At 46.9% G+C, this 17,463-nt stretch carries 6 protein-coding genes; all 6 read left to right on the top strand.

The genetic code is table 11. The features are described from left to right. Positions 1 to 57 precede the first annotated feature (57 nt). The 6 genes from SB847_RS04920 to bamA all read left to right on the top strand — a co-directional run bounded on the left by SB847_RS04920 (position 58) and on the right by bamA (position 17,436). Complete coding sequence (locus tag SB847_RS04920) at positions 58 to 1,503, top strand: GntP family permease (protein WP_410561969.1); 1,446 nt, start codon at positions 58 to 60, stop codon at positions 1,501 to 1,503. A 24-nt stretch (positions 1,504 to 1,527) separates the two neighbouring features. Next, positions 1,528 to 2,229: a CoA transferase subunit A gene (locus SB847_RS04915; protein WP_017417905.1), complete on the top strand. Its 702-nt coding sequence runs from the start codon at positions 1,528 to 1,530 to the stop codon at positions 2,227 to 2,229. 17 nt (positions 2,230 to 2,246) lie between these two features. Continuing rightward, positions 2,247 to 2,909 carry a CoA transferase subunit B gene (locus SB847_RS04910; protein ID WP_007410136.1) on the top strand — a complete coding sequence of 221 codons (663 nt, stop codon included), beginning with the start codon at positions 2,247 to 2,249 and terminating at the stop codon, positions 2,907 to 2,909. 12 nt (positions 2,910 to 2,921) lie between these two features. Further along, complete coding sequence (locus SB847_RS04905) at positions 2,922 to 3,707, top strand: 3-hydroxybutyrate dehydrogenase (RefSeq protein ID WP_410577413.1); 786 nt, start codon at positions 2,922 to 2,924, stop codon at positions 3,705 to 3,707. Positions 3,708 to 4,265: 558 nt separating this feature from the next. Next, on the top strand, positions 4,266 to 5,468 hold the full coding sequence (gene bamD / locus SB847_RS04900; protein ID WP_410577411.1) for a bacillomycin D biosynthesis malonyl-CoA transacylase BamD: 1,203 nt from the start codon (positions 4,266 to 4,268) through the stop codon (positions 5,466 to 5,468). A 19-nt stretch (positions 5,469 to 5,487) separates the two neighbouring features. Further along, on the top strand, positions 5,488 to 17,436 hold the full coding sequence (gene bamA / locus SB847_RS04895; protein WP_410577409.1) for a bacillomycin D hybrid PKS/NRPS BamA: 11,949 nt from the start codon (positions 5,488 to 5,490) through the stop codon (positions 17,434 to 17,436). Positions 17,437 to 17,463 lie beyond the last annotated feature (27 nt).

Genomic DNA, 17,463 nt, shown 5'->3' with positions numbered 1-17,463 from the left:
TTATTTTCTCGATTTTTGTAAGCGCTTACTAACATTGAGCAGAAAAGAGGGGGATTTGTGGACATTGTTATTATTTTATTGGCATTAGGCATGCTGATGTTTGCGGCTTACCGGGGCTTTTCAGTCATTTTATTCGCCCCGATTTGTGCGCTGTTTGCCGTGCTCCTGACAGATCCAAGCTTCGTACTTCCTTTCTTCTCGAATATATTTATGGAGAAGATGGTAGGATTTATTAAGCTGTATTTTCCCGTATTTCTTTTAGGGGCCGTTTTTGGCAAGGTTGTTGAAATATCGGGGCTCGCTGAGTCGATTGCAAAAACAATCGTCAAGCTTGTGGGAGCAAAAAGAGCCATTCTCGCCATCGTCTTAATGGGTGCGATTTTAACGTACAGCGGCGTCAGTCTCTTCGTAGCGGTGTTTGCCATCTATCCGTTTGCTAAAAACCTATTTATCAAAGCTGATATTCCCAAGCGTCTGATACCCGGTACGATTGCATTAGGCGCCTTTACATTTACAATGGATGCGCTTCCCGGCACACCGCAAATTCAAAATGTCATTCCGACAGCTTTTTTTAAAACAAACATTTATGCCGCTCCCTGGCTCGGACTGATTGGTGCAGCATTTGTGCTTACGGCCGGAATGATTTATTTAGAATCCCGGCGCAAAAAAGCGGCCAATGCCGGAGAAGGCTATGCTGGATTTCAATCTGAAGTTTCCGCTGCAGAGGAATCCTCAGGTCTGGCTAATGAAAAACATACGCCTGTTTTACCGCAGGAGACAGAACCCAGCCCCGCGCGGCAAGTGCTCGCCTTTGTTCCGCTTATCCTTGTGGGGGTCATGAACAAATGCTTCACGATGTGGCTCCCGCATTGGTACCCTGACGGATTTGATTTTGCGCCGCTCGGCTTAGAAGCGTTCGGGAAAATTGACCTTTCCTCCGTCACTGCGATCTGGTCAGTAGAACTCGCACTGTTCATCGGAATCATGACAACGATTTTGTTCGATTGGAAAAAAGTCCTCTTCAATTTGAAAGAAGGACTGAATGAGGGCATCGGGGGTGCCTTGCTGGCGTCGATGAATACAGGAGCCGAATACGGATTTGGCGGCATCATTGCGGCGCTTCCCGGCTTTAAAATGGTCAGCAGCGGCATATCGCAGACGTTTACTGATCCGCTCGTCAACGGAGCGGTGACGACCACTGCGCTTGCCGGGATTACAGGCTCGGCATCAGGAGGAATGGGCATCGCTTTAAGCACGATGTCAGCAGCGTATACAGAAGCAATCAATACATTCCACATCCCGCCGGAGGTCATGCACCGGGTGATTTCGATGGCCTCCGGCGGGATGGACACTCTTCCGCATAATGGCGCCGTCATTACGCTGCTCGCGGTCACCGGGTTGACCCACCGCCAATCCTACAGGGATATCTTTGCCATTACCGTCATTAAAACAGCCGCTGTGTTTGTCATCATCGCCATTTACAGTCTGACGGGCCTTGTGTAGCCAAAACAGAAAGGGGAAACGAATATGGGAAAAGGAAAAGTGATGGACTCTTATCAAGATGCTGCTGCACTGATCAAGGACGGAGACACCCTCATCGCAGGAGGCTTCGGCCTGTGCGGTATTCCGGAACAATTAATTCTCGCGATCAGGGACAGCGGTGTTAAAAATTTGACCGTTGTCAGTAATAACTGCGGTGTTGATGATTGGGGGTTAGGCCTCTTGCTTGCAAACCGGCAGATCAAAAAAATGGTCGCATCCTATGTGGGAGAAAACAAAACCTTTGAACGGCAGTTTTTAAGCGGGGAGCTGGAAGTCGAATTGGTGCCCCAAGGAACGCTCGCAGAAAGAATTCGCGCGGGAGGGGCGGGCATTCCGGCGTTTTATACACCTGCAGGCGTCGGAACATCAGTAGCCGAGGGAAAAGAACATAAGACATTTGACGGGCGCACCTACCTTCTGGAGAAAGGGATTACAGGGAACGCCGCCATCGTAAAGGCCTGGAAAGCCGATCCTCTGGGCAACCTGATGTTCAGAAAGACGGCAAGAAATTTCAATCCGCTCGCTGCAATGGCAGGCAAAGTGACGATTGCAGAGGCTGAAGAAATCGTCGATGCCGGAGAGCTTGATCCGGATCAAATTCATACGCCGGGTATTTTTGTGCAGCACGTGCTGCACGGCGGGATTCATGAAAAACGGATTGAACGCCGCACCGTCCGGCAAGCATGATAAAGGAGGCTGACAGAATGAGAGATAGCAGAAAACGAATGATCAAACGGGCTGTAAAGGAAATTAAGGACGGAATGAATGTGAACTTGGGGATAGGGATGCCGACGCTTGTAGCCAATGAGATACCGAATGATTATAACGTCCTGCTTCAGTCTGAAAACGGCTTGCTCGGGATCGGGCCTTATCCGGCGGAAGGAACGGAGGACCCCGATCTAATCAATGCAGGAAAAGAAACCATTACCGAGGTAAAGGGAGCCTCGTATTTTGACAGTGCCGAATCCTTTGCCATGATTCGCGGCGGCCACATTGATGTAGCGATCCTCGGCGGGATGGAAGTCTCCGAACGGGGAGATTTGGCGAACTGGATGATCCCAGGAAAAATGATCAAAGGAATGGGCGGGGCCATGGACTTGGTCCACGGAGCAAAACGGATTATTGTCATTATGGAGCATGTTAATAAATATGGGGAATCTAAAGTGAGAACGGAATGTACGCTGCCTTTAACCGGCAGGCAGGTGGTCGATCGGCTGATCACAGATTTGGCTGTATTCGATTTTCATGATGGCCGTATGACGCTCACCGAACTGCAGGAAGGTGTAACTATGGAGGAGGTCTTTGAGAAAACAGAAGGTCATTTTACTGTCAGCCAGTCGTTAAAAAACGGGGTCAGACCAAAATGAGGAGGTGCCGTCATGCATTCATTGCTTATTGAAAAAACAGCCGTTGTAACAGGAGCAGCCGGAGGAATCGGGCTTGAAATCGCAAAAGAATTCGCCCGTGAAGGAGCAGCTGTCATCATCTCTGATGTAAACGAACAAGCAGGGAAAGAAGCGGCGGCAAGACTGACAGATGAAGGCTGTGAAGCAGTCAGCATCACATGCGATGTAACAAATGAAAAGCAAGTGGCCGACATGCTGCAGACGGTCGAGAAACAATTCGGACGTCTCGATATCCTTGTGAATAATGCCGGCATTCAGCATGTCGCGCCCATCGAGGAATTTCCCACCGAACAGTTTGAACGGCTCATTCGTCTCATGCTGACTGCGCCATTTATCGCAATGAAGCATGCATTTCCCATTATGAAAAAACAGCAATTCGGTCGAATCATTAATATGGCGTCTGTCAACGGACTGATCGGTTTTCACGGGAAAGCGGCATATAACAGCGCCAAGCACGGCGTCATCGGTTTAACGAAAGTCGGCGCACTTGAAGGCGCGGCTGACGGCATTACCGTCAATGCGCTTTGTCCGGGATATGTGGACACTCAGCTTGTCCGCAATCAGTTAAAGGACATTTCCGCAACAAGGAATGTACCGTACGAGCGGGTGCTTGAGGACGTCATCTTTCCGCTCGTTCCCCAAAAACGGCTGCTGTCAGTGAAGGAAATCGCTGATTACGCCGTATTTTTGTCCAGCGACAAAGCAAAAGGGGTCACAGGTCAGGCCGTAGTCATGGATGGCGGGTATACCGCTCAATAGTTCTTATCCTTTATTAAAAAACAGCCGCTCTGAACGGCTGTTTTTTTATGCCTGAAAACCTTGTTCACTCAATAGGCCGATTACTGCGTCAATCGGTATCCAGTCTGGGTCATTCACATGTTCTGCGGCGTATTTCGCCCTTGCGGATTTTCCCCATCCAGATCCATCTCTTTCGCCGCATTTATAATCAAGCGCAATCAGTTTACAATCCTTCACAGATATACAAATGAATTTTTACAATAAACAGAAAATATGTAATTTCTGACACAATAATGCCAATAGCCCTAAAACATATGAAACATGAAGAGCGCGTTCTAAGTGAAGAAGAGCCGGTAACAGGCTCCACGCCGGCTTTCATCATCTCTCTTTAAGACTGATTTTCGGTGAAACCCCCATGTTTTATTTTATGAATAAATATATCTAATTCGTTTGTGAAAACGAACAATAACTCCTCCGAAAGTATTCTATACACATTTGTTATAATCATGCTAGGATGTTAGATAAAGGGATATTTTGTAGGATATTGTATCCCTTGTTCAATATGATCGGAGGAATCTCATGAACAATCTTGCCTTTTTATTTCCTGGACAAGGGTCTCAATTTGTAGGAATGGGCAAACAATTTTGGAATGATTTTGTGCTCGCAAAGAGATTATTTGAAGAAGCGAGCGATTCGATCTCCTTGGATGTAAAAAAACTGTGTTTTAACGGAGATATGAATGAATTGACAAAGACAATGAACGCGCAGCCCGCTATTTTAACGGTCAGTGTCATTGCTTTTCAAGTGTATATGCAGGAAATAGGGGTGAAGCCCCGCTTCCTGGCAGGCCATAGCTTAGGCGAATATTCAGCGCTTGTCTGTGCCGGCGCCCTTTCTTTTCGGGATGCCGTTACACTTGTAAGGGAGCGGGGAATTCTTATGCAAAATGCAGATCCCCAACAGCAGGGGGCGATGGCTGCCGTGACTCACCTCTCTCTTCAAACGTTGCAGGAAATATGTTCGAAAGTGTCGACGGAAGACTTTCCGGCAGGTGTAGCCTGCATGAATTCAGAACAGCAGCATGTGATTTCCGGAAACCGGCAAGCTGTGGAACGTGTCATCAAGATGGCGGAGGAAAAGGGTGCGGCATACACTTATTTGAATGTCAGTGCGCCTTTTCACAGTTCGATGATACGATCAGCCTCCGAACAATTCCAGACTGTATTACACCAGTATTCCTTCCGGGATGCCGCATGGCCGATCATTTCAAATGTCACCGCGCGCCCTTACAGCAGCGGAAATTCGATCAGCGAACATCTCAAGCAGCACATGACGATGCCGGTTAGATGGACAGAATCGATGCATTACTTGCTTTTACATGGAGTCACAGAAGTCATCGAAATGGGTCCGAACAATGTCTTAGCCGGTCTGCTGAGAAAAACAACGAATCACATTGTACCTTATCCCTTAGGACAGACATCTGATATTCCCCCGCTTTCCAATTCAGCGGAAAGAAAGAAACATATTGTCCATTTACGCAAAAAACAACTGAATAAATTGATGATTCAATCCGTCATTGCGCGAAATTACAACAAGGATTCAGCGGCTTATTCCAATATGACGACGCCATTATTTACGCAAATCCAAGAGCTGAAAGAGAGAATGAAAAGGCATGAAGACGTGCTTTCAGAACAAGAACTCGAACATTCGATCCATTTATGCAAATTAATTTGTGAAGCTAAACAGCTTCCGGCTTGGGAAGAATTGCGGATTTTAAAATAAAGCGCCCAGGAGGGGACCTATGTATACCAGTCAATTCCAAACCTTAGTAGAAGTCATTCGGGAAAGAAGCAATATCTCTGATCGCGGGATCCGTTTTATCGAATCCGATAAAAACGAGACGGTTGTCTCTTATCGCCAATTGTTTGAAGAGGCGCAAGGGTATCTTGGCTATTTACAGCATCTCGGCATTAAGCCGAAGCAGGAAATTGTATTTCAAATCCAAGAAAACAAATCATTTGTCGTTGCTTTTTGGGCTTGTATATTAGGAGGAATGATTCCGGTGCCGGTCAGTATCGGAGAAGATGATGACCATAAGCTGAAGGTCTGGCGCATTTGGAATATATTAAATCATCCGTTTCTGATTGCCTCTGAAAAAGTATTGGACAAAATAAAGAAATACGCTGCAGAACACGATTTACAGGATTTCCATCACCAATTAAACGAAAAATCTGACATCATTCAAGATCAAACCTACGATTACCCCGCTTCATTTTATGAACCTGATGCGGATGAACTCGCCTTTATCCAATTTTCTTCCGGATCGACAGGAGATCCAAAAGGAGTCATGTTAACGCATCACAACTTAATACATAACACGTGCGCCATTGGGAATGCCCTACACGTTCATTCGAAAGACTCTTTCTTATCATGGATGCCTTTAACGCATGATATGGGGCTCATCGCCTGCCACCTTGTTCCCTTCATAACCGGAATCAATCAAAATCTAATGCCTACAGAGTTATTTATTCGCAGACCTATTCTTTGGATGAAAAAAGCTCATGAACATAAAGCCAGTATTCTATCATCTCCTAATTTCGGGTACAACTACTTCCTTAAATTTCTGAAAAACGAACCAGACTGGGATTTATCCCACATCAAGGTCATCGCAAACGGTGCAGAACCGATATTGCCGGAGCTGTGTGACGAATTTTTGAAAAGATGCGCAGCATTCAATCTGAAAAGATCCGCCATTTTGAATGTTTACGGTTTAGCGGAAGCTTCGGTTGGCGCAGCGTTCTCTAAAATAGGTAAAGAATTCGTTCCTGTTTATTTGCATCGTGACTATTTAAATCTTGGTGAAAGAGCTGTAAAAGTCAGCAAAGAGGACCAAAATTGCGCTTCATTCGTCGAGGTGGGACAACCTATTGACTATTGTCAGCTTCGGATCTCCGATGAAACAAATGAAAGAGTAGAAGACGGAATCATCGGCCATATCCAAATCAAAGGAGACAATGTGACGCAAGGGTATTACAACAACCCCGAGAGTACGGAAAAAGCGCTGACTTCTGACGGCTGGGTAAAAACGGGAGACCTCGGATTTATTAGTGAAAGTGGTAACTTAGTCGTAACCGGAAGAGAAAAGGACATTATTTTCGTGAACGGAAAAAATATCTATCCGCACGATATTGAACGGGTCGCGATTGAAATGGAAGAGGTTGACTTAGGTAGGGTTGCCGCCTGCGGTGTATATGATCAAAAAACGCAAAGCGGAGAAATCGTGCTCTTTGTTGTTTACAAAAAATCACCTGAAAAATTTGCACCGCTTGTCAAAGAGATAAAAAAACATTTGTACAAGCGGGGCGGCTGGAGCATAAAAGAAGTCCTTCCGATCCGAAAACTCCCTAAAACAACCAGCGGAAAGGTTAAACGCTACGAACTTGCCAGACAGTATGAGGCAGGGAATTTTTCAACAGAGTCTGCCGCTATCAATGAATGTTTGGAGAGCAGCCCGGAAACATCCGGACAGACACCCATTCATGAGATAGAAACGGAATTGCTGTCTATCTTTTCCGAAGTGCTCGATGGAAAAAAGGTTCACCTCGCTGACAGTTATTTTGATATGGGAGCAAATTCATTACAGTTATCGCAGATTGCCGAGCGCATAGAACAGAAATTCGGACGCGAGCTTGCCGTTTCAGATCTCTTTACGTATCCTTCTATCACTGATTTAGCGGCATATCTGTCTGAAAGCCGGGCTGAAATCAAGCAGGACGCGGCAGCGAAACCAAGCCATGTGACACCGAAAGATATCGCCATTATCGGGATGTCGCTCAATGTCCCGGGAGCGTCAACGAAAAGTGATTTTTGGAATCTGCTTGAAAAAGGTGAGCACAGCATTCGAGAATACCCCGAATCCCGGCTGAAAGATGCGGCGGATTATTTAAAGTCCATCCAAAGCGAGTTCAATGAGAGTCAGTTTGTGAAGGGCGGCTATTTAGATGAAATCGACCGCTTTGACTATTCGTTCTTCGGTTTAGCTCCTAAAGCGGCTCAGTTTATGGACCCTAACCAAAGACTGTTTTTGCAGTCTGCATGGCATGCGATTGAAGATGCGGGCTATGCCGGCGGCAGCATGAACGGGAGCCGTGTCGGGGTATATGCGGGGTACTCGAAGGTGGGCTACGATTATGAACGTCTCCTTTCTGCGAATTATCCGGATGAACTTCATCAATATATCGTGGGCAATCTCCCTTCCGTGCTAGCCAGCCGAATCGCTTATTTCTTAAATTTAAAAGGGCCGGCGGTCACAGTGGATACGGCATGCTCCTCATCGCTTGCCGCCGTTCATATGGCATGTAAATCTTTAATGTCCGGCGATTGTGAAATGGCTCTTGCCGGCGGTATCCGGACATCGCTCTTGCCGATCTGTATCGGACTTGATATGGAATCTTCGGACGGGTACACGAAAACGTTCAGCAAAGATTCAGACGGCACGGGCACAGGTGAAGGCGCGGCCGCAGTCCTGCTAAAACCTTTGCAGGATGCTGTTCGCGACGGAGACCATATTTACGGCGTAATCAAGGGAAGCGCGCTGAATCAAGACGGAACAACCGCCGGGATTACAGCACCGAATCCGGCAGCTCAGACTGAGGTCATTGAGACGGCCTGGAAAGACGCGGGCATTGCTCCTGAAACACTGTCTTTCATCGAAGCGCATGGCACCGGAACGAAGCTCGGCGATCCGGTTGAATTTAACGGGCTTTGTAAAGCGTTTGAAAAATATACGGCAAAAAAACAATTTTGTGCGATTGGTTCTGTTAAATCGAACATCGGCCATTTGTTTGAAGCGGCAGGCATCGTCGGGCTGATCAAATCTGTCCTCATGCTGAATCACAAGAAAAATCCGCCGTTAGCGCACTTTAATGAACCTAATCCGCTCATTCATTTTCACTCATCACCATTTTATGTGAATCAGGAAGTTTCGGAGTTCACATCGGGTGATGAGCCGCTGCGAGGCGGAGTCAGCTCATTTGGCTTTAGCGGAACGAATGCTCATGTGGTATTGGAAGAATATATTTTTCAAAGTGAGTATGCACCCGAGGATGAACATGAGCCGCACCTATTTGTTTTATCCGCTCATACTGAAAAGTCACTCTATGAACTCGCACAGCAGTACCGGCAATATGTATCGGATGACAGCCAAGCTTCATTAAAGTCCATTTGCTATACAGCAAGTACGGGCAGGGCTCATTTGGATCATGGCATTGCCATGATTGTATCCGGTAAGCAAGAATTATCGGATAAGCTGACCCGCCTGATTCAGGGAGACAGAAACCTTCCCGGTGTATACATCGGTTACAAGAATATGAAGGAAATGCTGCCTGCTCATAAAGAAGAGCTGAATCAACAAGCAGCCGCTCTGATTAAGCAGCGTTTACGTACGCAAGATGAACGGATCACATGGCTGAATCGCGCAGCCGAATTATTTGTGCAAGGAGCCGTTATCGATTGGCGCGCGCTGTATTCCGGTGAAACTGTACAAAAGACGCCATTGCCCCTGTATCCGTTTGAACGGAGCCGATGCTGGGCTGAAGCTGATCAGTTGCGCTTAAACGAGGGCGAAAAGAGAGGAGAAGCGGCATTGAATATCAATCAATCGAAGGCGCATATTGAATCCTTCCTGAAAACTGTAATCAGCAATGCTTCGGGGATCAGGGGAGAGGAACTCGATCTGAATGCTCATTTTATCGGGCTCGGAATGGATTCTATCATGCTGTCACAGGTCAAAAAAGCCATCGCGGACGAATTTGGGGTAGATATCCCGATGGATCGTTTTTTTGATACGTTGACCAACCTTCAAAGTGTCATAGATTACTTGGCTGATACCGTTCCATCGTCCTTTGCATCCGCTCCGCCTCAAGAGAATGTTCCGGCGCAGGAAAAACAGGTCATTTCAGAAGCGCAGCCTGAATCGGATCGCAGAGATGGTCATCAAGAGCATACGCTCGAAAAAATAATCGCATCTCAAAATCAATTAATTCAGGATGCCTTGCAAGCTCAATTAAATAGCTTTAATTTGTTGAGAAACAGCGGACATCATTCCGACGAGAAAGAATACGCTAAAGCGCAAGAGAAATCAATTCCTTCTGTCAAGCAGGGGCCTCCGACCGTCAATGCAGAACAGAAAGCGGCTCAAGAAGCGAAACCCTATGTTCCTTTCCAGCCTCAGAACCTGAATGATCAGGGACACTATACCGCACGGCAAAAACAATACTTAGAAGATTTCATCAAGAAATACGCAGGTAAAACGAAAGGTTCCAAACAATATACGGACAATACCCGATTTGCTCATGCAAACAACCGCAATTTGTCCAGCTTCCGTTCGTATTGGAAGGAAATCGTATACCCGATTATCGCCGAACGTTCTGACGGTTCTAAAATGTGGGATATTGACGGAAATGAATATATCGATATCACCATGGGATTCGGGGTTAACCTTTTCGGGCATCATCCTTCCTTTATTACACAGGTTATCGATGATTCAACCCGTTCATCGTTGCCTCCGCTGGGCCCGATGTCAGATGTCGCCGGTGAAGTTGCCGACCGGATCCGCACATGTACCGGAGTGGAAAGGGTCGCTTTCTATAATTCCGGAACAGAGGCTGTCATGGTTGCCCTGCGTTTGGCGCGGGCGGCAACAGGAAGAAAGAAAGTCGTGGCGTTCTCAGGATCTTATCACGGGACGTTTGACGGCGTATTAGGGGTTGCCGGCACAAAAGGCGGGGCTGCGTCTGCGAATCCGCTGGCTCCGGGCATATTGCAGAGCTTTATGGATGATTTGATTATTTTACATTACAACAATCCCGATTCGCTGGATGTGATCCGCAGTCTTGGTGATGAATTGGCAGCCGTACTGGTGGAACCGGTACAAAGCCGCAGACCGGATTTGCAGCCGCAGGCATTTTTGAAAGAATTGCGGGCGATCACGCAGCAATCCGGAACAGCTCTGATTATGGATGAAATTATCACCGGATTTCGGATCGGTCTTGGCGGCGCACAGGAATGGTTCAGCATTCAGGCTGATTTAGTGACCTACGGAAAAATCATCGGCGGCGGACAGCCGTTAGGGGTAGTTGCCGGAAAAGCTGAGTTCATGAATGCGATCGACGGGGGTACCTGGCAGTATGGGGACGATTCCTACCCGCAAGACGAGGCGAAACGCACGTTTGTGGCCGGCACCTTCAATACTCACCCGCTTACCATGAGGATGTCATTAGCCGTCCTTCGCCATTTACAAACCGAGGGAGAACATCTGTATGAGCAGCTTAATCAAAAAACAGCCTACCTGGTCGATGAGCTGAATCACTGCTTCGAACAAGCGCAAGTGCCTATCCGCATGGTTCGATTCGGTTCTTTATTCCGATTTGTCTCATCGCTTGATAATGACTTGTTCTTTTACCATCTCAACTATAAAGGGGTCTATGTATGGGAGGGACGCAACTGCTTCTTGTCTGTGGCGCATACCGCGGATGATATCGAAAATATTATTCAAGCGGTGAAAGACACGGTGGAGGATCTTCGCCGAGGCGGATTTATTCCGGAAGGCCCGGATTCCCCTGATGGCGGAGGTCGTAAAATGTCCGGGACGCGCGAGCTTTCACCTGAACAAAAGCAGTTGGTTATGGCATCCCATTACGGGAATGAAGCTTCCGCCGCTTTAAACCAGTCCATTATGCTGAAAGTGAAGGGCGAACTGCAGTATACATCATTAAAACAAGCCGTCCGGCATATCGTTGACCGTCATGAAGCTTTACGTACGGTGATTCATCCCGATGACGAGGTACAGCAAGTGCAGGAACGGATGAATATAGATATACCTGTCATTGATTTTACCGGTCTCCCGCATGAACATCGGGAGCCGGAAATCCAAAAATGGCTGACAGAAGATGCCAAGCGGCCGTTTCATTTCCATGAACAAAAGCCTTTGTTTAGAATCCATGTGCTTACATCGGCTCACAATGAACATCTGATTGTGCTCACGTTCCATCATATCATTGCCGATGGATGGTCAATCGCCGTTTTTGTTCAAGAACTGGAGAGCAACTACGCGGCAATAGTACAAGGAAAACCGATTTCGCCGAAAGAGGCAGATGTTTCGTTTCGCCAATACTTAGACTGGCAGCAGGCACAGATTGACAGCGGCCATTATGAAGAAGGGGTCCGTTATTGGCGGCGTCATTTCTCTGAACCGATACAGCAGCCAATTCTGCCAAGCACAGCTTCTGTCCGTTATCCGAACGGGTATGAGGGAGACCGGTGTACCGTCAGGCTTGGACGGCCATTGAGCGAGGCTTTAAGGTCATTAAGCATTCAGATGAAAAATAGCGTATTTGTGACGATGCTGGGCGCATTTCATCTTTTTCTGCACCGGCTTACCAAACAGTCAGGCCTTGTGATCGGGATCCCCGCTGCAGGTCAATCGCATATGAAACAGCATGATCTGATTGGAAATTGCGTCAATATGATTCCGGTGAAGAACACATCTTCTTCAGAAAGCACTTTATCCGGTTATCTTGGCAGTATGAAAGAAAGCGTGAACCTTGCAATGCGGCACCAAGCCGTCCCGATGACACTGGTGGCCAGAGAGCTTCCGCACGATCAAATGCCGGATATGCGTATTATCTTTAATTTAGACAGGCCTTTTCGAAAGCTGCATTTCGGAAAGGCGGAGGCGGAGCCTGTTGCATACCCGGTAAAACGCACCCTGTACGATTTATTTCTTAACATAACAGACGCGCATCAAGAATATGTTCTTGATTTCGACTTTAATACGAACGTCGTCAGTCCGGAAATCATGAAAAAGTGGGGAGCGGGTTTTACAAAATTGCTGCAAAAAATGGTTGAGGGAGATTCAATCCCTCTTGACGCCATGATGATGTTTTCCGATGAAGAACAGCAAGATTTACAAGCACTTTACGCCGAACACCAGAAGCGGGTCTCTTCAATAGCAAGCAATACGGCAAATTTTACTGAAGCCTACGAGGCACCGGTAAATGAAACGGAGCGGCAGCTGGCACGGATTTGGGAGGAGCTTTTCGGCCTTGAACGGGTCGGCAGATCAGACCGCTTCCTGGCTCTGGGGGGAAACTCACTCCAGGCGACGCTTATGCTTTCCAAAGTTCAGAAGACATTTCATCAAAAGGTTTCCATCGGACAATTTTTCAATCACCAGACTGTTAAGGAATTAGCACGTTTCATTCAGAACGAAACGAAAGTCGTGTACCTCCCGATGAAGACTGCTGAGAAAAAAGCGTATTACCCGACATCGCCGGCACAGCAAAGAGTATATTTCCTGCACCAACTGGAACCGGATCAGCTGGCGCAAAATATGTTCGGCCACATATCAATAACAGGGAAGTACGATGAGCAAGCCCTGATCTCATCTCTTCAACAAGTGATGCAGAGGCACGAAGCGTTTCGCACGTATTTCGACATTATAGATGGCGATATCGTTCAGAAACTTGAAAACGAAGTTGATTTTAACGTTCATGTCCGGACAATGAGCCGGGATGAGTTTGATGCCTATTCAGATCGGTTTGTAAAACCGTTCCGCCTGGACCAAGCTCCGTTAGTTCGTGCGGAGCTGATCAAGATTGAAAACGAGCAGGCCGAACTGCTCATCGATATGCATCATATCATTTCGGACGGTTATTCCGTCAACATCCTTACAAATGAATTGCTGGCTTTATATCATCAGAAACCATTACCGGACATTGAATTTGAATATAAAGATTTCGCAGAATGGCAAAACCAACGGCTGAATGACGATGCCATGAAGCGGCAGGAGACATATTGGCTGGAACAATTTCAAGACGAAATTCCCATCCTTGACCTGCCGACAGACGGTTCCAAAGCAGCAGAACGGTCTTCTGAGGGACAGCGTGTGACATGCTCCTTACAGCCGGATGTCATCCGTTCGCTTCAAGACTTGGCACAAAAGGCGGAAACGACTCTCTATACGGTGCTTCTGGCCGCCTATAATGTGCTGCTTCATAAATATACGGGACAAGAAGACATTGTCGTTGGCACGCCTGCTTCAGGAAGAAATCATCCGGATATCGAAAAGATCATCGGTATTTTCATACAAACCATTGGAATCCGGACGAAGCCTCACGCCAATAGAACGTTTACGGATTATCTGGAAGAAGTAAAGCGGCAGACGCTTGACGCTTTCGAAAACCAAGACTATCCATTCGACCGGCTTGTGGAGAAATTAAATGTACAGCGGGAAACAACCGGAAAGTCTCTGTTTAACACGATGTTTGTGTTTCAAAACATTGAATTTCATGAAATCCGGCACAATGAATGTACATTTAAAGTGAAAGAACGAAATCCAGGGGTCTCTTTATATGATTTGATGCTCACGATCGAAGATGCCGGTCAACAGATAGAGATGCATTTTGATTATAAACCGGGACGATTCACAAAAGACACCATTGAACAGATCACCAGACACTATACCGCCATTTTAAACAGCCTTGCTGAGCAGCCGGAGATGACATTGTCTTCTGTTCCTATGCTGTCTGAAACCGAACGTCATCAACTGCTGACGGAGTGTAATGGCACAAAGACGCCGTATCCGCATAAGGAAACGGTATATCGGTGGTTTGAAATGCAGGCGGAACAGAGTCCCGATCATGAAGCCGTTATTTTTGGCAATGAGCGGTATACGTACAGACAGCTCAATGAACGGGCGAACCGATTGGCGCGGACGTTACGGACAAAAGGCGTACAGGCGGATCAATTCGTTGCTATCATCTGCCCGCATCGGATCGAGCTGATTGTCGGAATTTTGGCTGTTCTGAAAGCCGGCGGCGCATACGTGCCCATTGATCCTGAATATCCGGAAGATCGGATCCAATATATGCTGAGAGATTCAAGAGCGGAGGTTGTGTTGACACAGCGCAGCCTGCTGGATCAATTACCGTATGATGGTGACGTTGTGCTTTTGGATGAGGAAAACTCATACCATGAGGATCACTCGAATCTTGAATCGGACAGCGATGCGCATGATTTGGCCTACATGATCTATACGTCAGGTTCCACGGGAAATCCAAAAGGTGTACTCATTGAGCATCAGGGGCTGGCTGATTATATTTGGTGGGCGAAAGAGGTTTATGTAAGAGGTGAGAAAACCAACTTCCCATTATACTCTTCCATCTCTTTCGATCTGACTGTGACCTCGATATTTACACCGCTGGTTACGGGAAATACCATCATTGTCTTTGACGGCGAAGACAAAAGCGCTGTGCTTTCTGAGATTATGGGGGACTCAAGAATAGACATGATTAAATTGACCCCGGCACATCTGCACGTCATCAAGGAGATGAACATCGCTGGCGGCACCGCAATACGGAAAATGATTGTCGGCGGAGAAAATTTAAGCACCAGTCTGACCAAAAGTGTCAGCGAGCAGTTTAAAGGCCGGCTGGACATTTTCAATGAATACGGACCGACGGAAGCTGTCGTCGGATGTATGATTTATCACTTCGACGCAGAACGGGACAAGCGGGAATTTGTACCGATCGGCATTCCGGCTGCCAACACGGATATTTATGTGGCCGATGCAAGCAGAAACCTGGTTCCGATCGGGGTAATCGGCGAAATATATATCAGCGGACCGGGTGTTGCCAGAGGGTATTGGAACCGCCCGGATTTAACGGCAGAGAAATTTGTTGAAAACCCGTATGTCCCGGGAGCGAAGATGTACAAATCAGGGGATTTGGCTAAGCGATTGAAGGACGGAAATCTTGTATATATTGGGCGCGTTGATGAACAAGTCAAAATCAGGGGACACCGAATCGAGCTTGGTGAAATTGAAGCAGCAATGCATAACGCGGAAGCGGTGCAAAAAGCCGCGGTTACAGTGAAAGAAGAAGAAGACGGCTTAAAACAATTATGCGCGTATTACGTAAGCGACAAGCCTATAGCGGCTGCGCAGCTTAGGGAACAATTGTCATCGGAGCTTCCGGACTACATGGTTCCGACCTATTTTGTCCATCTGGAGCATATGCCGTTAACATCCAACGGGAAAATAAACCGTAAGGCACTGCCTGCACCGGAAGCGAGTCTGCAGCAGACAGCTGAATATGTTCCGCCGGGTAATGAGACGGAGTCCAAACTGACAGATTTATGGAAGGAAGTGCTCGGAATAAGCCATGCGGGGATCAAACATAATTTCTTTGATCTCGGAGGCAACTCCATCCGAGCGGCTGCCTTAGCCGCCAGAATTCACAAAGAGCTGGATGTGAATCTGTCTCTCAAAGACATATTCAAGTTTCCTACCATTGAACAATTGGCTGACAAGGCGTTACACATGGACAAAAATCGATATGTACCGATTCCGGTTGCAAAGGAAATGCCATATTATCCGGTTTCTTCAGCTCAGAGGCGGATGTATTTGTTAAGTCACACAGAAGGCGGCGAGCTGACTTACAATATGACGGGTGCCATGAATGTGGAAGGGACGATCGATCCCGAACGGTTAAACGCCGCTTTCCGAAAATTAATCGCGCGTCATGAAGCGTTGCGTACCAGCTTTGATTTATATGAAGGCGAGCCGGCACAGCGTATTCATCAGAACGTCGACTTTACGATAGAACGAATTCAAGCAAGCGAAGAAGAAGCGGAAGACCGTGTGCTTGATTTCATCAAAGCGTTTGACTTAGCCAAACCGCCGCTGATGCGGGCCGGACTGATTGAAATTGAACCTGCGCGGCACGTGCTTGTGGTTGATATGCATCATATCATTTCTGACGGCGTGTCCGTCAATATTCTGATGAAAGATTTAAGCCGAATCTACGAGGGGAACGAACCGGACCCGCTCTCTATTCAATATAAAGACTTTGCAGTTTGGCAGCAATCGGACATTCAGAAACGGAACATCAAGAGCCAGGAAGCGTATTGGCTGGATCAGTTTCACGGTGATATTCCTGTACTGGATATGCCTGCGGATTATGAGCGGCCTGCCATACGCGATTACGAAGGCGAATCATTTGAATTTCTTATACCCGAACACTTGAAACAGCGTTTAAGCCAAATGGAAGAAGACACAGGAGCAACACTGTATATGATTTTATTGGCAGCCTATACGATTCTTTTATCCAAATACAGCGGACAAGAAGATATTATCGTAGGAACGCCATCTGCCGGGCGGACTCATTTGGATGTAGAGCCGGTCGTGGGAATGTTCGTCAATACGTTAGTCATTCGCAATCACCCGGCGGGCCGTAAAACATTTGATGCCTACTTAAACGAAGTAAAAGAAAACATGCTGAACGCCTATAAAAATCAAGACTATCCATTGGAAGAATTAATTCAGCATCTGCATCTTCCAAAAGATTCAAGCCGTAATCCTTTATTCGATACGATGTTTGTGCTGCAAAATCTTGATCATGCTGAATTGACTTTCGATTCCCTTCAACTCAAGCCGTATCCATTTCATCATCCGGTTGCCAAATTCGATTTGACCTTGTCGATTCAGGCGGACCGCGACAACTATCACGGACTGTTTGAATATTCGAAAAAACTGTTTAAGAAAAGCAGAATCGAGGTTTTATCAAACGACTACTTACACATCCTATCGGCGATTTTGGAACAGCCAAGCATTCTAATCGAACATATCGGATTGAGCGGCAGCAATGAGGAAGAAGAGAACGCGCTTGATTCTATTCAATTGAACTTTTAGGGAAAAGCATTATTTCTTTAAAATATA

This window comes from Bacillus sp. SIMBA_026, assembly GCF_046535335.1.
GTDB lineage: Bacteria > Bacillota > Bacilli > Bacillales > Bacillaceae > Bacillus > Bacillus velezensis.
This window is presented reverse-complemented; position numbering and strand designations above follow the sequence as displayed.